The 16502-nt window shown below is 59.2% G+C and carries 17 protein-coding genes; 10 read left to right on the top strand and 7 right to left on the bottom strand.

The genetic code is table 11. The features are described from left to right. The first annotated feature begins 173 nt into the window (after positions 1-173). Genes G7W63_RS05670 through G7W63_RS05655 form a run of 4 tightly spaced genes read left to right on the top strand, consistent with a single transcriptional unit; the run spans position 174 to position 4286 of the window. Positions 174-1682 (top strand): ATP-binding protein, encoded by a 1509-nt coding sequence (locus tag G7W63_RS05670; RefSeq protein WP_166254465.1) that lies wholly within the window; start codon positions 174-176, stop codon positions 1680-1682. Continuing rightward, positions 1679-3085, top strand: coding sequence for a sigma-54-dependent transcriptional regulator (locus G7W63_RS05665; RefSeq protein ID WP_166254462.1), 1407 nt, complete (start codon positions 1679-1681; stop codon positions 3083-3085). Before G7W63_RS05670 ends, G7W63_RS05665 begins: the two co-directional genes overlap by 4 nt. Further along, complete coding sequence (locus tag G7W63_RS05660) at positions 3082-3990, top strand: DMT family transporter (protein WP_166254459.1); 909 nt, start codon at positions 3082-3084, stop codon at positions 3988-3990. Before G7W63_RS05665 ends, G7W63_RS05660 begins: the two co-directional genes overlap by 4 nt. Further along, on the top strand, positions 3987-4286 hold the full coding sequence (locus tag G7W63_RS05655) for a GIY-YIG nuclease family protein (RefSeq protein ID WP_166254456.1): 300 nt from the start codon (positions 3987-3989) through the stop codon (positions 4284-4286). The genes G7W63_RS05660 and G7W63_RS05655 overlap by 4 nt, the downstream gene beginning before the upstream one ends. A gap of 21 nt (positions 4287-4307) precedes the next feature. Here G7W63_RS05655 and G7W63_RS05650 read toward each other — a convergent pair whose 3' ends face one another. Together G7W63_RS05650 and G7W63_RS05645 are read right to left on the bottom strand one after the other, a co-directional pair. Next, positions 4308-5069 (bottom strand): SDR family oxidoreductase, encoded by a 762-nt coding sequence (locus G7W63_RS05650; protein ID WP_166254453.1) that lies wholly within the window; start codon positions 5067-5069, stop codon positions 4308-4310. Next, the gene (locus G7W63_RS05645) at positions 5066-5959 is read right to left on the bottom strand and encodes an alpha/beta hydrolase (protein ID WP_166254450.1); all 894 of its coding nucleotides are present in this window, start codon (positions 5957-5959) and stop codon (positions 5066-5068) included. The genes G7W63_RS05650 and G7W63_RS05645 overlap by 4 nt, the downstream gene beginning before the upstream one ends. 225 nt (positions 5960-6184) lie before the next feature. Here G7W63_RS05645 and G7W63_RS05640 point away from each other — a divergent pair, with 225 nt between their 5' ends. After that, positions 6185-7192: an alpha/beta hydrolase gene (locus tag G7W63_RS05640; protein ID WP_166254447.1), complete on the top strand. Its 1008-nt coding sequence runs from the start codon at positions 6185-6187 to the stop codon at positions 7190-7192. A 50-nt stretch (positions 7193-7242) separates the two neighbouring features. Next, a complete protein-coding gene (locus tag G7W63_RS05635; protein ID WP_479724285.1) occupies positions 7243-7902 on the top strand; it encodes a YiaD family glycine zipper/OmpA-like lipoprotein in 660 nt (219 codons plus the stop codon). A gap of 99 nt (positions 7903-8001) precedes the next feature. Here G7W63_RS05635 and G7W63_RS05630 read toward each other — a convergent pair whose 3' ends face one another. Beyond that, complete coding sequence (locus tag G7W63_RS05630; RefSeq protein WP_166254444.1) at positions 8002-8316, bottom strand: hypothetical protein; 315 nt, start codon at positions 8314-8316, stop codon at positions 8002-8004. 218 nt (positions 8317-8534) lie between these two features. Between G7W63_RS05630 and G7W63_RS05625 the strand changes: the two genes are divergently transcribed. From G7W63_RS05625 to G7W63_RS05610, 4 genes are read left to right on the top strand one after another with little or no spacing between them, the layout of a single operon-like run. Beyond that, complete coding sequence (locus tag G7W63_RS05625) at positions 8535-8981, top strand: hypothetical protein (protein WP_207308890.1); 447 nt, start codon at positions 8535-8537, stop codon at positions 8979-8981. 31 nt (positions 8982-9012) lie between these two features. After that, the gene (locus G7W63_RS05620) at positions 9013-10023 is read left to right on the top strand and encodes a PQQ-dependent catabolism-associated beta-propeller protein (protein ID WP_207308889.1); all 1011 of its coding nucleotides are present in this window, start codon (positions 9013-9015) and stop codon (positions 10021-10023) included. Continuing rightward, positions 10016-11206 (top strand): ABC transporter substrate-binding protein, encoded by a 1191-nt coding sequence (locus G7W63_RS05615; RefSeq protein WP_166254441.1) that lies wholly within the window; start codon positions 10016-10018, stop codon positions 11204-11206. The genes G7W63_RS05620 and G7W63_RS05615 overlap by 8 nt, the downstream gene beginning before the upstream one ends. Further along, a complete protein-coding gene (locus tag G7W63_RS05610) occupies positions 11194-11847 on the top strand; it encodes a cytochrome c oxidase assembly protein (protein ID WP_166254439.1) in 654 nt (217 codons plus the stop codon). The genes G7W63_RS05615 and G7W63_RS05610 overlap by 13 nt, the downstream gene beginning before the upstream one ends. A 3-nt stretch (positions 11848-11850) precedes the next feature. On the opposite strand, the gene G7W63_RS05605 is transcribed toward G7W63_RS05610, so the two are convergent. From G7W63_RS05605 to G7W63_RS05590, 4 genes are read right to left on the bottom strand one after another with little or no spacing between them, the layout of a single operon-like run. Next, a complete protein-coding gene (locus G7W63_RS05605) occupies positions 11851-12249 on the bottom strand; it encodes a hypothetical protein (RefSeq protein WP_166254436.1) in 399 nt (132 codons plus the stop codon). 41 nt (positions 12250-12290) lie between these two features. After that, a complete protein-coding gene (gene ctaD / locus G7W63_RS05600; RefSeq protein WP_166254433.1) occupies positions 12291-14816 on the bottom strand; it encodes a cytochrome c oxidase subunit I in 2526 nt (841 codons plus the stop codon). After that, positions 14813-15823 carry a cytochrome c oxidase subunit II gene (gene coxB / locus G7W63_RS05595; protein WP_166254430.1) on the bottom strand — a complete coding sequence of 337 codons (1011 nt, stop codon included), beginning with the start codon at positions 15821-15823 and terminating at the stop codon, positions 14813-14815. Before coxB ends, ctaD begins: the two co-directional genes overlap by 4 nt. A gap of 51 nt (positions 15824-15874) precedes the next feature. Further along, positions 15875-16474, bottom strand: a complete 600-nt coding sequence (locus G7W63_RS05590; RefSeq protein WP_166254427.1) for a c-type cytochrome — start codon at positions 16472-16474, stop codon at positions 15875-15877. Positions 16475-16502 lie beyond the last annotated feature (28 nt).

The following is a 16502-nucleotide window of genomic DNA, read 5'->3' as shown; positions in this document are numbered from 1 at the left end:
TTCATAATAATTTAAAAAGTGATAAAACAATTAGTTATGGGTTTTTGAAGATGTCGGTCCGTTAACGTCTGTTGTGGCGATATGCCACATGGGGCAATAATGTGGGACATTTTTTCTGAATCACTGCTATCGGGAACGCCTGATTTTAGGAACCACAGTTTAGGAACCACAGTATGAGCCGACTCAGATTCGCGCGGCCGGTGTTTGCCTCCTTACGCCTCAATCTGGTGATCAGTATTGTTCTCCCCCTGATGATTCTGAGTGGAGCAGCCATCTATATCGGTCTTTCTGCAGTGGAGAGCCGGCTTGAGGAGCGCTTGCGGGAAGATCTTGAACTGGTGGCTACCGCCGCCAGCGGACCATTGTCCCAGGCCATGAGTGAGCAGGACGAAATCGTTCTGAGCGAGACCCTCAAGTCCATTTTCCGTATTGGACGGGTGTACGGCGCTTCTGTTTATGACCGCGAAGGACGGCAAATAGCCAGCCTGGGCATTACGAACGCGACTCTGAACCGGAGCCGAAGAGCAGCAGAGGTCATCGACAGTGGACGCCTCGGCGGCGACTTCCGGCGGGTGGAGGGCGTTGATGTGTTCTCCCAGTTCACGCCACTGATTGCCCGGGACGGGCGGATCAAGGGACTGCTGCAGATTACCCGCAAGCGCAGCGATTTTCAGGATCAGATCGCCATGATCCGCACCTGGGGCATTGTGACCTGGAGCATTCTCTCGCTGATCGTCACGCTCGTGGTCGTACTGGGCCATTACGGCTCGATCGGCCGGCATGTCAGCCGCCTGCTGGGGGCGATGGACAATCTTGCCCCCGGACGCTGGACCCTGGCCACGACGGCGTCGGGACCCCGGGAAATCAGGGACATTCATGAGGGTCTTCGGACCCTGGCTCAGCGGATGGCGGTGGCTGAACGTGAGATCGTGGCTCGGATGAAGCGTGAGCAGGCGCTTGCGGAGCGTCTTGAGTACCAGGAAAAAATTGCCATGATAGGCCGGGTTGCCGGCGGTGTGGCCCACGAGCTGGGTGCGCCTCTGAGTGTTATCCAGGGCAGGGCCGGCATTCTGGCGCGAACTGCTACCGGCGCCGATCAGCAACGGCAACTGGCTGACATCCATAACCAGGTTGAACGCATGACCCGGATCATCGAGCAGTTGCTGGACTGTTTCCGCCACGTGCCGGACTCCCGTCGTCCTGTCGATCTGGGCAAAGTGCTCAGGGAAACCCTCGTACAGCTGGTGGAGGATCCTAAGTGCCAGGGAGCCAGTCTCCAGGTTCACGGGGTCGCCAGTATCGCCAATATAGAGGCCGAGCCAACCAGGCTGAGCCTCGCCTGCATGAACGTGGCGCGCAATGCCTGCCAGGCTTCCCGCTTCTGTGCCCGGGTTTCGCTGATACCCCATGCCGACAGCTGGGAAGTGAGGGTCGAGGATGACGGCCCCGGCATTGCGCCCGAGTTGCACGAGCAGATTTTCGAGCCTTTCTACAGCACCCGTCCGGCAGGGGAAGGCACAGGACTCGGGCTGGCGGTGGTGAACAGCGTCATCAAGGAACACCAGGGCCGGCTGGAAGTGGCAGAGAGTGAGCTCGGTGGCTGTCGGATGAGCCTGATCTTTCCAAGGGCCACAGCTGGAGCCCATCAAGATCACAGTGACCGTAAGGAGGCCGCAAGATGACGTCCACGCCACCCAGGATCCTGCTGGTTGAGGATGACGCCAGCCTGCGCATGTTACTCGGGGAAGAGCTGGAAGCCGACGGCTACCAAGTCGAGTCAGTGGGCACCTGCGCCGATGCTACAGCCAGCGCCAGGGAGGATCTGCCCGACCTCATCGTGTCTGATCTCCGGCTGCCGGATCAGGACGGCATGGTGTTGTTGCAAAGGCTCCGCGCCGAGGGGCACGAAGTCCCGTTCATCATCATCACCGCTTTTGGCACTGTTGGGCAGGCCGTCGACGCACTCAAGGCCGGGGCTGACGATTTTCTCACCAAACCGCTCTCCATGGACCACCTGAGGCTCAAGGTCAGACGCCTGCTGGCCCATGCCGCGGTGATCAACGAACTGGAGCGCTACAAATCCCAGCAACAGCAGGCAACCTGGCACGAACTGGTGGGTGAAAGTGATGTTATGGCCAGTCTGCGAAAGCAGATTACCCAGATTGCCAAGAGCCACGCGCCGGTACTGGTTACCGGTGAGAGTGGCACCGGCAAGGAACTGGTGGCGCGGGCAATTCACCGGGAGAGTGAACGGCGCGATGGCCCGTTCCTGCCGGTCAATTGTGCCGGCATTCCGCAAGAGCTCATGGAAAGCGAATTCTTCGGCCATGAGGCCGGGGCGTTCACGGGCGCCAAACAGGCCCGCAAAGGCCTGTTTGCCGAGGCTGTCGGCGGCACGCTCTTGCTCGACGAAATCGGCGAGATGCCCATCGCCCTGCAGGCGAAGCTGCTGCGAGTACTGCAGGAACAGAAGGTGAAGCCGGTGGGATCCGATCATGAGGAGTCGGTGGATGTCCGTATCATTGCAGCTACCCATGTGGATCTGCTCAAGGCGGTGGCAGAAGGCCGGTTCCGGGAAGACCTCTACTACCGGCTCGAGACTCTGATGCTAGTGGTGCCGCCGTTGCGTGAGCGGGGGGACGATATTGAACTGCTGGCGGTGAATTTCCTGGCGGAAGCTGCAGCCCGCCATGGCCGTGGCTTTATGCGGCTGAGTGAACATGCCAGCCAGATACTTGCCGACTACCCCTTCCCCGGCAATGTCAGGGAACTGGCCAGCGCCGTTGAGCGAGCCGTCACCTTTTGTGACGGGGACGTGATCCGCCCTGAGCATCTGCCCACCCGCATACGCCAGCGCACGACCGGTGCAGTGGACAATGTTCGTGGCCGTCCGCAAGGCAACCTGGCTGAATGGCCGAGCCTGGAACAGGTCCAGCAGGCTTACGTGCGGGACGTGATTCAGGCCGCTGAGGGCAATAAGCGCCGGGCAGCCCAGATTCTTGGGGTCAATCGACGGACACTGTATCGCTGGTTGGAGGAGGACCGTGGGCCAGGGAATGGCCTGGACGAAGGTACGAGCCTGTGAAACGTCAATCCCAGGCGATGTTGTTCGGGCTTGGGGCCGTACTGCTGTGGTCCACCGTGGCTACGGCGTTCAAGCTCTCGTTGCAGGTGCTGACACCAGCCCAGCTTCTGCTGGTGGCCTGTCTGGCGTCCGTGTTTGTGCTGGCGGGTGTACTGGTGGTCCAGGGCCGTTGGCATCTTGTTTTCAGGCTGACCCGACGACAGTACGTTCAGTCCATGGGTATGGGGCTGGTCAATCCCTGCCTGTACTATTTTCTGCTGTTCGGCGCCTTTGACCGCCTCCCGGCCCAGGAGGCCCAGCCACTCAACTATACCTGGGCCCTGGTTCTGGCTTATCTGTCGGTCCCCTTCCTCGGGCAGCGGCTACGGCCCATAGACCTGATAGCAGGCCTGGTCTGTTACAGTGGCGTGGTGGTGATTGCCACCCGCGGCGACCCCCTGTCCCTGTCGTTTTCCGACCCCCTGGGGGTTGCCTTCGCCCTGGGCAGCACGCTGGTCTGGGCGTCCTACTGGATCATCGCCACCCGGGATACCCGGGACCCGGTGGTGGGCCTGCTACTGAATTTCCTCTGCGGCCTGCCTGTGATCGCGCTCTACTGTGGCTTCACCGATGGCTTTGATTTCCTGTCATTCCAGGGCATCGCCGGGGCGATCTACGTGGGCGTTTTCGAAATGGGTGTGGCTTTCGTGCTCTGGTCCTATGCCATGAAGAAGGCCGAGAACACGGCCCGCGTCAGCAACCTCATTTTCATCTCGCCGTTTCTGTCCCTGGTGTTTATCTACTTCATTCTTGGCGAGGAGATCCTGGGTTCCACCTATGTGGGCCTGGTGCTGATCATGGGGGCCTTGTGGGCCCAGCAGCACCTGGGCCGGACAAAGCCGATAACGGAGCCCGCAGGAGGATGAGCCAGTGGTACCTCTACCTTGTCAGGACCGCTGCCGGCGCGCTCTATACTGGCATTACGACGGATGTGGACCGGCGTTTTCGCGAGCATCAGGGAGCAGGCGGTCGTGGTGCCCGGAGCCTACGGGGCAAAGGGCCGCTGGCCCTGGTTTTCTCAATGGCCGCCGGCGACCGTGCCTGTGCCTCGCGCCTGGAATGGCATGTCAAACAGTGGCCCAGGGCCCGCAAGGAAGCCCTGGTGAGCGGAGAGATTGCATTGCCGGACCTGGGCCAGGCGGGATCCGGGCCGGAGCACTAGCTGTTACCAAAGAAAGCCGCGCTAGTGGCTCAGTATGGTCATGATCCTGCGAGTCACGGCGCTGGGGAACAGCTTGTTGCTCAGCACCAGTGACTTGAACTGCAACCCCACAAGATGATGTACGTCCTTGCTAAGATGGGCTTTCCAGATTTCTTTTGCCAGGTCGTCCGGTTTCAGGTTGACCCCGAGCCGGTCGATGACCGGCGCTTTGAAGGTCTGGCGGTCGACCATCGGTGTTTTGACGAAGGGGGTCATGATGTCCTGCACAAAAATGTCGTGGTCCTGCCATTCCACATTGAGCGCTTCGGTGAGGCCCCGGACCGCAAACTTTGAGGCCGAGTAACTGGCAAAATGGGGGGTACCGTAGAGCGCAGAGGCTGAGCTCATATTGATCACCCGGGCATCGGGCGTCGCCTTCAGTAACGGGAAGGCCTCGTGGCAGACCCGCATCAGCCCGGTGACGTTGATGTCGATCATATTGGCGTGGTCGGCCATGGTAATGGTCTCGAACTGGCCCACATGTAAAATGCCGGCCGAGTTCAGAAGCAGGTCGAGCCGGCCGGCACTGAATTCTGAAAAACCCCTGAATGCCTCGCAAACGGAATCGGCATCCGTTACATCGCAGACTGCACTCCAGTGATCACCCTCCAGTCGGTTTTTCAGCTTCTCAAGGGCAGGGCCATTGAGGTCCAGCAGGCCGACACGCCAGCCCTGCTGTGCAAACCGCATGGCTGTGGCAGCGCCAATGCCTGAAGCGGCTCCGGTGATCAGCATATAGTTCATGGTGTTTGCCCTCTTCTGATGTGAGCCGAGGCTGTGGCAAGCGCATCGGTCGCGCGGTCGAGCTGACCGGCATGGACCTGGAACACGTGCCAGAGGTCGTTGTAGATCTCAAGAACAGTCTCCACGCCATGGGCCTGGGCCCGGTCGGCCAATCTCTGGGCGTCGTTGAGCAGGATTTCCTGACTGCCCACCTGGATCAGCAATGGTGGTAGCCCTGAAAGGTCGCCGTAAACTGGCGAAACCCCTGGCGACGTCAGTGACTCGCTGCCGGCATAAAGCGTTGCAGATTTGTCGATCCAGCCTTTGTTAAGGATCGGCTCGCAATCCGGCCGGTAGAGCTGGCTATTAGTGAGATCGGTCCATGGCGAAAATAGGCAAAGTGACCTGGGCATAGGATGCCCCCCATCCCGCAGCGCCATAGCCAGGGCAAGCGCGAGGCCTCCACCCGCAGAGTCTCCAGCCAGGGCAATATCCGTGGGCGAGCAGCCTTCGTCCAGTAACGCCAGGTACACCGCCTGGGCGTCCTCTAACGCCGCCGGGTATGGGTGCTCCGGTGCCAGCCGGTAGTCAGGTACGATGACCTCAAGCCCGGTGCCCTTTGCCAGGTGGCCGGCCACACCGGCGTGGGTGGAGGCCGAGCCGATAACATAGCCGCCGCCGTGGAAGTAGATCAGGGCGCCGGTGCCGCGCACATCATGGCTAACCCGGCTGACCGGAACATCGCGGTAGCTGGCCGACTCAAACCGGCAGCCCCGGGGCGGCCGGGAGGACCGGTAGGCCTGCCTGATGAGGACCCGCTGCAGGCCTATGGGTATTCTTGCGTTGAGCATGGGGCTAACCAGCCTCTGCATGGTCTGGCGGAGGCCGACTTCAAGCATACTCTGGAACATTACTGTCTCCCGGTCAGTTGTGCGGGGTGTTCTAACGGGGGCAGCATAGCGCCTCCCCGATACCGACGCCATGACCGGTGTGACAGGTAGCTCGGGGCAATTATTGCCACATCAGAGCGTGCCCCTACCGCCATTGGGTGTGGTAGTCTGTCAACGGTGCAGAGCCTGGCTTTGACCGAGCCACATCAGGATACTCAACCCGTTCTAACAGGCGCGCTTATCCCCGTGTATTGGAAAACCGACATCATTGATATCCCTGGCTGGGACAGGGCCTCGCTTCTGGCGCAGCTGGCGGTCTTCGACCCCGCCGAGCCCCGGAAACTGACAGAAGAAGCGCAGGCCTACTGCCGCTTTTACGGTCTGGACCTCTGGGTTGAGCATCCCGATGTAACCTACTGGCAGGGTTCCCTGGACGCTGGCGGGCACCGGGTGGCGGTGCATTATTATCGCCGTCCGAAAGCCAAGGGCACGGTGTTCATTTTGCACGGCTATTTCGATCATGTAGGTCTTTACAGTCAGCTCATTGACCGCTGCCTCGGTGCCGGCTTTGATGTGCTCGCCTACGACCAGCCCGGCCATGGCCTTTCCAGCGGTACCCCTGCCGCTATAGGCAGTTTTCTGGAATACCAGGCGGTTCTCGCGGATGTGCTTGCCGCTGTCAGGGACAAGGTGAGACATCCCTGGTACGCGGTCGGTCAGAGTACGGGCGCTGGCATTCTCATTGATTATCTTTTGTCCAACCAGCACTCCCAGGAGACTTCCTGTTTCCGCCGCGTGGTGCTGCTGGCGCCGCTGGTCCGGCCCATGGGCTGGCTGGGGGCTAAGCTCCTGCACAGCATGGCCCGGCCTTTCATGACACGCTGGCGCCGGATGTTCTCGGCTAACAGCGGCAATTCCCGCTTTCTGCGATTCCTCAAGGAAGTAGACCCGTTGCAGGCCCGGGCTGTGCATGTTGACTGGGTCTCGGCCCTGCGCCAATGGGTGCCCCATGTGGAAGGCGCCCCTCCGGTGGATTTTCCGGTAACGGTTGTTCAGGGTGAAAAAGATTTAACGGTCGACTGGCAGCACAATTTGCGTATTATCCGAAACAAATTCTCGTCAGTAGAGGAACTCAGGATCCCCGACGGGCGTCATCATCTGGTGAATGAAGCAAAAGACTTGCAGTCGACGGTATTCAACACGATCATTCACACCTTCGAAGATGACGCAGTAGCCTATTCGAAAGCCTGTTAAGCGCTTCAGGTCTGCCCAATTGGTTCCATCTGATTTACCAGGAGTTTGATGTGAAAAAACTATTTTTGGCACTAACCCTAGCCACAGTGGGCCTGGGCGGTTGTATGACCTATGACCCCTACACCGGCGAAGAGAAGACCTCCAGCGCCACCAAGGGCAGCATTATCGGCGCCATCGGCGGTGCGGCCGTCGGCGCTGCCACCTCCAGCAAGAGTGACCGGGGCAAGGGTGCCCTGATCGGTGCGGCCTCGGGCGCAGCAGTTGGCGGAGGTATCGGTTACTACATGGACCGTCAGGAAGCCCAGCTGAGGCAGAAGCTTGAAGGCACCGGTGTGAGGGTCGTCCGCAATGGTGACGAAATCGAGCTGGTCATGCCCGGCAATATTACCTTTAACGTGAATGAATCCAGTATCCAGCCGTCATTTACCAACGTGCTTGAGTCCGTGGCCACGGTTCTCAACGAGTACGACAAGACCATCATCCAGGTCGAAGGCCATACCGACAGCACCGGTTCCCAGAGCTACAACCAGCTGCTCAGTGAGCAGCGCGCCTCGTCGGTCCGCGACTTCCTGCTGAACCAGGGCATTGCTCCAAAGCGCACTCGAGCCGCAGGCTATGGCCCGCGCTACCCCATCGCCTCCAATGATACCGCTTCAGGCCGGGAACAAAACCGCCGGGTTGAACTGACACTGGTGCCGATGGAGCAGTAACAGTCTGCCTGTAACAAAAAAACCCACCGCTGGTCCGGTGGGTTTTTTTATGCCTGGGCAAACCATGCTGATGGCTGCCGCTGCCAGACATCTGGAATGTCAGGTTTTGGAATGTCCTGTCTGGCTGCCAGGTATCCAGTCCTCAATGTGACGCTCCATTTCATCAAGGGCGGTATCACTGGCTGCTTCGATCTCCCTTGTGCGGCGTTTGGCTTCGTCAATATTATTTTCCAGTTCCCGGATCCGGGCATTGAAGTCCCGTTCTATCTCCGCCTGGGCCTGGTCGTCCTTTGCTTTGGTTTTTTCGGTTTCGGCTTCAGTACGAAGCTTTTCTATGCGCTGGCTCCAGTGGTCTGTCTGGGCTTCAAGCTTCTTGGTCAGCCTGTCTTTCAGGTTATTGTCTTGCGTCGTCATCAGGGGCTCCTTTTCCCGATCGTGCCTTTAGTTTCGTGACTGGTTTCGTGACCGGCTTATGGCACATCCACAGGGTCTTGTTGGGGTTGCTGGGGCGGGATCTCAAGGGTCCGCACCGGGCGGTTTATCCCTTCCAACTGCTTTTAGCTTCAGTTAGTCTTTGGTTGAAGTCTATTTTTGATTGAAATCTACGATAACAACGCAAGGAGGCGTATGTCATGGCAGCTGTCAACAAGTCCCATTCCGAGTCCCAATCCCAAGTGGACCTGAGCCCTTTCTACAGTTTCTCTGATTCAAAAGGCGACCGACACACCCTGGCCCGAGGGCTGGGCTGGATGTCCATAGGCCTGGGCCTGTTCGAACTCTGGCAAAAGCGTTCATTGAGCAGACACCTGGGCACCTTCGGCGACGATCGCCTTTATCTGGCCTACGGCCTGCGTGAGATCGGCACCGGCATAGGCCTGCTCTGTGCCCGTAATCCGACACCCTGGGTTTGGGGCCGGGTTGCAGGGGATCTGCTTGACCTGGCAACGCTGGCGCCGGAACTGCGTCCTGACAGTCCCCATCGCAAAGCCGCCGGTGGTGCCGCCGCCATTGTCGCCGGCGCGACACTGCTCGATGTCTATTGCGCGACCCGGGGCACCTGGGAAGACGAAAAACGCTAGTACTCACATTGTTGCAGCCGGAGACCTGGGAATGGACCTATTCAAATCAGACCGGCTCTCATGCTGGACAATCCTGTGCACCATGCTGTGCGCTTTTTTCGCTGTTATTAGCCTGCCAGCTTCAGCCGCTGATACCGGCTATGTTTTCGTCAGCCATGAACGCTCCCATACCGTTGCCGTGCTGGATCCTTCCGATGACCATAAGGTGGTTGCTGAGATCCCAACCTCTCGCCGACCCAGGGACATGGAGTTCAATAGTGACCAAACGCTCCTGTACGTGGCCTGTGGTGACGATGATGTGATCGAGGTTATTGACGTAGCGTCCCTGGAAATCGTCGACAGCATCAAAACTGGTATAAGCCCGGAAGTGTTCACCCTGAGCAAGGATGAAAAGTCGCTGTTTGTATCCGAGGAAGAGAGTGCGATTGTCCGCCATATCGATATCGAGAGTGGCGATACCCTGGCTCAGGTGACTACCGGTCCCGAGCCCGAAGGCGTCTTGCTCAACAAGGATGGGTCGCGATTGTTTGTGGCCTCGGAAATGGCCGACATGGTGCACGTGGTGGATATGGACTCCCTCAAGGTGGTCCAGAACATCATGGTGGGCACCCGCCCACGCCGGTTTGAAATGACTGAAAATGAGAGCGAATTATGGGTATCCGATGAGCTCTCGGGACAGGTTTCCATCATCGACCCGGAAACCCTGCAGGTGAAAACCCGGGTCGAGTTCCTGCCTCCGGGGTTCAGGGCGTCGGAGGTAACGCCGGTAGGCCTCGACCTGTCGCCCGATGGTAAAACCATGTTCGTTACCCTCGGGCGGGCCAACCATGTGGCCATGGTTAACGTGGAAAGCAAAGAGATTGAGGCCTACGTTCTGGTTGGCAGTCGGCCTTGGGGCGTGGCTGTAAGCCGGGATGGCGAACGTCTCTACGTAGCCAACGGCCTGAGTGACGACGTCACCCTGATCTCCGTGGGCGACCAGAAAGCAGTCCAGTCGTTCGCCACAGGCCGGGTTCCGCACACGGTTGTCATCGATGATTAAAGGCGGTCTTGTCGGAACATTGCTGGCCGGGTTCCTGGTCAGCCTTGCCTTTGCTGAGCAGGCGCCGCAGCGTCAGGTGTCCATCGGGTACGTGCAGCTTGAAGACGACCCCAGGTATCTGGCAGACAATGCCTATACCGGCATCGAGTTCCGCGAGCTTGGGCGGCCCTTGCCAGGAGCCAGGGTTGGCCTTAAAGATGCCGAGACCATCGGCCAGGTGACCAGCACGGAATTCAGCCTGAAGCCGGCCAGCGCAGATTCAGTGGATGAGCTCATCGACAGGGTGCGTTCGTGGCACCGTAACGGCAACATCCACTTTATAATTGCTGATCTTCCAGCAGAGCAACTCCTTGAACTGGCGGCAGCTACAAGGGAGCTTCCGGTGCTTTATTTCAATGTCTCAGCATCGGACGACCGCCTCCGTGGCAGCCAGTGCCAAGCCAACATAGCGCATGTCTATCCCAGCGACAGCATGCTGACGGATGCGTTGATGCAATATTTGGTGAGCCAGAAGTGGACGAAGCTCCTGGTTCTCAAAGGTGAAGAGCAGGCAGATGAGCGCCTGGTGAGGGCGCTGGACGAGTCAGCCCGGAAATTTGGTGCTGAGTTTGTGGCTGAACGCTCGTTCACCCTCGGCAAAAATCCCCGCAATCGGGAGCAGAACAATATCGCGCTGCTCACCGGTGAGGCCCGGTACGATGTTGTGTTCGTCGCCGATACGAGTGGTGAGCTTGGCCGTTATGTGCCTTATCAGACCCAGCGGCCACGACCGGTGGTCGGCACTGCCGGACTGTCACCCCTGGCCTGGCATTGGAGCTGGCATCGCCACGGCGCGCCTCAGCTTCAGCACCGATTTGAAGAGCTGGCCTCGCCCCGACGTATGAACAGTGCAAGTTGGGCTGCCTGGGCGTCGGTCAAGGCTGTGGTTCAAGCAGCCATGCGCGCTGAAAGTCATGATTTCGAAGCCATGCGCGCGTTTATTCTCGGTGGCGAGCTCAATCTGGACGGCTCGAAAGGCAGTCCCTCCAGCTTCCGGGCCTGGGATCAGCAATTGCGCCAGCCCCTGCTGCTGGCAACCCCGAATGCGGTCATTGCCCGGCTTCCGCTCCGGGACTTCATGCATGCGCGCGAGGTCCTCGACACCCTGGGCACTGACGAGCCGGAGAGCGAGTGTCAGCTGTAGCACCGGCATTGAGCCCCGGCCTGAGGCACTGGCCGATAGGCGCGGGACTGTTGGTTCTGGCCGTGCTCTGGCTGAGTCCGCTGCACAGCATCGCAGGACGCGTATTCTCGGCTCACATGGCTTTGCATCTGGGCGTTGTCGTAGTCGCGGCGCCCCTGCTGGGGATTGGTTTAAAGCGCTGGCGCAGTGCCGTCGCCGGTAACCAGCCACGACTGATATGGGCGGTGATAGCGTCGGTCTTTGAAATGCTCGTGGTCTGGGGCTGGCATGCACCACCTCTGCAGCAGGCGGCCTCGACCACGACCACCGCCTTTGTGGCCCAACAATTTTCTTTCCTCCTGGCAGGGGTCTGGCTCTGGTGGGTGAGTTTCTCTGGCACGACCCGGGCAGCGGCGGGTGTCGGGTCTCTGGCCATGCTGCTCACCTTCATGCATATGACCATGTTGGGGGTCCTGATCGCTCTGGCACCGGAGCTGCTGTATGCGTCGGAAGTCTATGCCGGCGACAGGTTTCCAGAGCAGCTCCGTGATCAGCGTATCGGAGGTGTGCTTATGGCCATTGCCGGAGCCGTCCCCTATCTAATCGGCGGCCTGGTGCTTGCCAACCGGCTTCTGGGCGAAGGTGGATCAAGTCCGGATTGATGGCTAGAGACAGGGCTCAAGGATAAGCACCGGCAGGCCTATCCAGACAGTGGCCACCAGAAAGAGTCCGGCGTTCGCGGCGGCGGCTGCCGCCAGGAAGCGGGCCCGCTGCTGCAGTTCAGTAGGCTCAGCTGAAACACGCCGGTTGAGCTTCCCCAACAGCCGCCACGACCACACACCTATGCTGGCATGCAGTGCTATCGCCAGCAGGGTCACGGCCATCAGAAACTCAGGCAATGACTCCGCTCGAATCAGGCTGTTCTCCAGCTCGCCCACACAGACCATGCCATGCAGGGAATAGATCAGCACAAAATAACAGGCCCACAGGATCGGGGGCGTCAGTAACCCCATAGCGGTGGCCGGGTATCCTGGCAGGTAGTCTGATGTCGAACGTCTGGTCATAGCGCTTCCCTGACAAATGTTGAGGCCCCGCTGGCGCGAGCCTAGCCCATCATGTTTGCGGACCCGTAAATAAGAATGAAAGCAACCACGCCGGTAAAAGCCGTGTAATAGCTGAGCATGGACAGTATCCGGACGGAAAGACTCCTGGTCCGGGTGATACCAGTGACCGACACCCGGGCCAAGGCAAACAGCGCTGAACCCATGCTCAGACAGGTATGCACGAGGACATAGACGCCCATGGCTGAAAGCACTGCTCCGTAGGCATGACTTGTAATATCGAATGGCAGTTGGTCATAGGCCTGGAAGCCAAGGATTAACAGAGCCACGAGGCAGGCCGCGGTCGCTGTAAGTCCGACTAAGGCCAGCAGGCGACTGCTGAGATAAGCCCCGGCATGGGCCACCGCAGTGGCCAGAACCAGTACCACAAGCAAACCGCCAAAAATGATGGCTGACTCCGATAGCGCCGGTTCATAGCTTACAGGCGGCCATGAGTCGGCCGTAGTCCAGAGATAGAAATAGCTGTAAACGAGCGATACGAACAAGGCCAGATCGGCCAGCAACAGGGTCAGCGTGCCCATCCACGCAGGTGTATGCTGATCACCAACCGCTATGGGCAACTCCAGACCGTTACCAACCGGCTTGGTCTCCTTCTCCGGAAGCTCACCCCAGAGCCAGAGATACAGGATGACCACAAAGATCACGAGACCCACCAGTGCCAGCCAGTACATGGAAACCAGAATACCACTGAAGATGGTAGCGGTCGCCAGGGCCGCGAGGATGGGCTTGAAGGTCGGGTGGGGCAGCCGGGTGACGTGTTCGGGTTTTGCGCCCACGGTTGAGGTAGCCAGAATCTCCCTCTTGCCTTCTTCAGCGGTCGGCAGGTATCCCTCGGCATCGCGTATTTGCCGCGCCAGGTCCGGTTGGGCCCACAGCGGATCACGGCCGGTGATATGAGGAATACTACGGGTATTGAAAGGCGGCACCGGAGTCACAGACGACCACTCGAGATCCGGGGAATCCCATGGGTTGACTCCGGCCGGCCGGCCTCGTTTGACGTGCCAGATAACGTTGAACAGAAAGACGAGAATACCGGCGGTCAGAGTGTACGAACCTATAGTTGAAATGAGGTTGAGCGTATCCCACCCAAGACCGGCCGGGTAGGTGGCCACGCGCCTCGGCATGCCCAGCAAGCCGGTCAGGTGCATGGGGAAGAAGGTCAGGTTGAAGCCAATAAAGAACAGCCAGAAGTGCCACTTGCCGAGGCGCTCGGAAAGCATGCGACCGGTCGCCCGGGGTAGGTAGTAGATCAATGCTGCAAAAAGCGGGAAGACCATGCCCCCGATGAGCACATAGTGGAAATGGGCCACCACGAAGTAACTGTCGTGAACCTGCAGGTCGAAAGGTACGATCGCCACCATAACGCCGGTCAGGCCGCCTATCACAAAGGTAATGATGAAGCCCAGTATGAACAGCAGGGGCGTCCGCATCACCGGTTTACCCCGCCACAGGGTAGCGATCCAGGAAAACACCTGAACACCGCTGGGCACGGATACGGCGAGGCTGGCGCCGGCAAAGAAGGCAAGGGCGAACCGAGAAATGCCGGTAGCGTACATATGATGTACCCACAGGCCGAAACTCAGAAAAGCGGTACCGACAACCGCCAGCACGATCAGGTTGTAACCCACCAGCGTGTGGCGGGCGAAAGCCGGCAACATGGCGCCTACCAGCCCGGCCGCCGGCAGAAAGATAATGTAGACCTCCGGGTGACCGAAAATCCAGAACAGGTGCTGCCACAGCAGGGGGTCGCCCCCTGCCGCGATCTCAAAGAACGGAATGCCGAACGCACGCTGGCTTTCAAGCAGGATGCTGCCCAGAATCAGCGGGGGAAACCCGATAAGAATCATGAAAGAAACTGCAAGCATGTACCAGGCAAAGATCGGCATTCGGTTCAGGGTCATGCCAGGGGCCCGGGTTTTCAGTATGGAAACGATCAGTTCGATTGCCCCGGAGATACTCGAAATTTCCACAAAGGTAACGCCGAGAAGCCAGAAGTCCTGATTGATACCCGGGGAGAACTGTTTGTCCGTCAGCGGAAGGTACATAAACCAGCCACCGTCGGGCATGGCGCCGAAAATAGCGCTTGAGTACAGCAGTATGCCCCCGAACAGATAGCACCAGTAGCCGAAGGCGCCCAGTCTAGGAAAGCTGAGGTCACGGGTTCCGATCATGGAGGGAATGAGGTAAATGCCGAACGCCTCCATGATCGGTACGGCGAAAAGGAACATCATGGTGGTGCCGTGCATGGTGAAGAACTGGTTGTACAGCTCCTCAGAAAGGAAATCATTCTCCGGGAACAGCAGCTGGGTACGCATGAATAGCGACAGCAGTCCACCGATCAGGAAGAAAACGAAACCCGTGGCGATGAACCTACGGCCAATGATGGAATTGTTGACAGCTGACAACCTGCCAAGCCCTGTGCGAGGCGCCCAGGTTTTTCGGAACAGGGCTTCGGCTTCGGGGCTCACTGCTGTTGCCGGTGGTGGCGTTGTGCTCTGCCCAGCGCTCATTCAAGGCTCTCCAGGTAACGTGCGATACTGAGGCGGTCCTCTTGGGATAAGTGGACATAGTCCGGCATGCGGTTGCCCGGTTTCAGTTTGTCGTTTCGGGACAGCCAGAGGGCGATGTTTTCCGGACTGGTGGGAAGAAGACCGGCGCCGATGGTTTTACGGCTGCCCACGTGCGTCAGGTCAGGGCCTTCGCGCCCTCTGGCCTGGTGTCCGCGCACCGTGTGGCATAGGGCGCAGCCATTCTGCGCAAATAACCGGGCACCTTCGTCTTCAAGACTGGCCGGTTGTGGTCTGCTCTGATTCTCAGCCCACCGGAAAAACTCTTCCGGTTCAAGGGCGACCGCGTAAAAAGCCATCTTGGCATGGGCGAGGCCACAGAACTCGGCGCATTGCCCGCGAAAGATCCCGGGCTCGTCCGCTTCAATCACAAGGCGGTTGGTCATCCCGGGAATCATGTCCCGCTTGCCGGCCAGACGCGGTAGCCAGAAACTGTGGATCACGTCGGCGGATTCCAGTATCAGTTCCACCGGCTGCCCAACGGGAATGTAGAGTTCGTTCGCGCTGTTGAAGTCGAGGTCGTTCGGCCCCCCTTTGTACGCGACTTCCCACCACCACTGGTGGGCTGTCACGTGGACGGTAAGGGTCTCGGGTGGCGTCAGTCTATCCATGCCGGAGCCAACCCCGATACCGAGAGGCAGCAGGATCGAAAGCACCAGTATGGGAAACGCCAGGCCGCCGACAACCACAAATTTGATCGGTGAAATCTGCCGGCGCTTCTCGGGCTTACGAAAGGCTGCATACATCAGCAGGGCAAATACCAGGGTAAAAATTGCCACGGCAGAATAGAACATGACCCACCACAGGAGCGCGATCTCACCTGCAGCCGGACCACTGGGCTCAAGGGCGGACTGGGGTCCCTGGCATCCTGCCAGCAGCAGCACAAGAATACCCACGCAGAGACATGGTAACGAACGGTTGTTCTTGACCATCACCTGACCCATCGGCATTGTTGCACCCGACGTCTCCATGGAGGGGTACTGATGAACAGATGCGAAGGATCAACTGCGCGGTTCGTAGTCATAATCACGGAAACGTTCGTTGTTGGGGTCAAAACCCTTGGCCTTGGCCGGGTCCTCTATTTCATCAAGCGTTTCGATATAGGCCACAAGCTCCCAGATCGCCCGCTCGGGAATCATTGCACCAAAGGCAGGCATGCCGGCCGGACGGCCATGAAGAATGGTGAGGTAGACCTGAGCCGGCTCCTTGCCGTAGATCCAGACATCATCGCTCAGGGGTGGCCCCATACCGCCGCCGCCCAACGGGGCGTGACAACCAACACAGTTAAAGGCAGCGAAGTGGCGGCGGCCGGCTGCAATGGCTTCGGGGTCTCCGGCGTAGGGATTCTGAATCTCAGGGTCGATCTTGACGGTGCCCGGGAACAGGCTTGTTGCTGGCGTGAGAGCCGTCTCGGTTTCAGTTCCGGGAAGGCGATCGGCGCCAATGGGCGCCTCTTCGGCGGAAGATGTGGAGTAGGTTTGCACGCTTGCCTGTTCGCCCTCAGGTTGTTCGGTCTCCTGAGCCTGATCGCAGCCCGAAAGGACCAGACCAAATGCAACGAGGCCTGAAAGCCAGACGGCTGTTGGAAGGGTTGTCTTCATGTCCACCTCCTGTGGTTGTGCCGTCGCC

It is taken from the genome of Marinobacter salicampi, assembly GCF_011074795.1.
In the GTDB taxonomy this organism is placed as follows: Bacteria; Pseudomonadota; Gammaproteobacteria; order Pseudomonadales; family Oleiphilaceae; genus Marinobacter; species Marinobacter salicampi.
Note: the sequence above shows the minus strand (reverse complement) of the source record. Positions and strands in the feature narration are given on the sequence as shown.

What these genes read in the sequence shown, in the direction of transcription:
- G7W63_RS05670 (WP_166254465.1), top strand. Translation starts at nt 174, where the DNA reads ATGAGCCGACTCAGATTCGCGCGGCCGGTGTTTGCCTCCTTACGCCTC.
- G7W63_RS05665 (WP_166254462.1), top strand. Translation starts at nt 1,679, where the DNA reads ATGACGTCCACGCCACCCAGGATCCTGCTGGTTGAGGATGACGCCAGC.
- G7W63_RS05655 (WP_166254456.1), top strand. Translation starts at nt 3,987, where the DNA reads ATGAGCCAGTGGTACCTCTACCTTGTCAGGACCGCTGCCGGCGCGCTC.
- G7W63_RS05650 (WP_166254453.1), bottom strand. Translation starts at nt 5,069, where the DNA reads ATGAACTATATGCTGATCACCGGAGCCGCTTCAGGCATTGGCGCTGCC.
- G7W63_RS05645 (WP_166254450.1), bottom strand. Translation starts at nt 5,959, where the DNA reads ATGTTCCAGAGTATGCTTGAAGTCGGCCTCCGCCAGACCATGCAGAGG.
- G7W63_RS05630 (WP_166254444.1), bottom strand. Translation starts at nt 8,316, where the DNA reads ATGACGACGCAAGACAATAACCTGAAAGACAGGCTGACCAAGAAGCTT.
- G7W63_RS05625 (WP_207308890.1), top strand. Translation starts at nt 8,535, where the DNA reads ATGGCAGCTGTCAACAAGTCCCATTCCGAGTCCCAATCCCAAGTGGAC.
- G7W63_RS05620 (WP_207308889.1), top strand. Translation starts at nt 9,013, where the DNA reads ATGGACCTATTCAAATCAGACCGGCTCTCATGCTGGACAATCCTGTGC.
- G7W63_RS05615 (WP_166254441.1), top strand. Translation starts at nt 10,016, where the DNA reads ATGATTAAAGGCGGTCTTGTCGGAACATTGCTGGCCGGGTTCCTGGTC.
- G7W63_RS05605 (WP_166254436.1), bottom strand. Translation starts at nt 12,249, where the DNA reads ATGACCAGACGTTCGACATCAGACTACCTGCCAGGATACCCGGCCACC.
- ctaD (WP_166254433.1), bottom strand. Translation starts at nt 14,816, where the DNA reads ATGAGCGCTGGGCAGAGCACAACGCCACCACCGGCAACAGCAGTGAGC.
- coxB (WP_166254430.1), bottom strand. Translation starts at nt 15,823, where the DNA reads ATGCCGATGGGTCAGGTGATGGTCAAGAACAACCGTTCGTTACCATGT.
- G7W63_RS05590 (WP_166254427.1), bottom strand. Translation starts at nt 16,474, where the DNA reads ATGAAGACAACCCTTCCAACAGCCGTCTGGCTTTCAGGCCTCGTTGCA.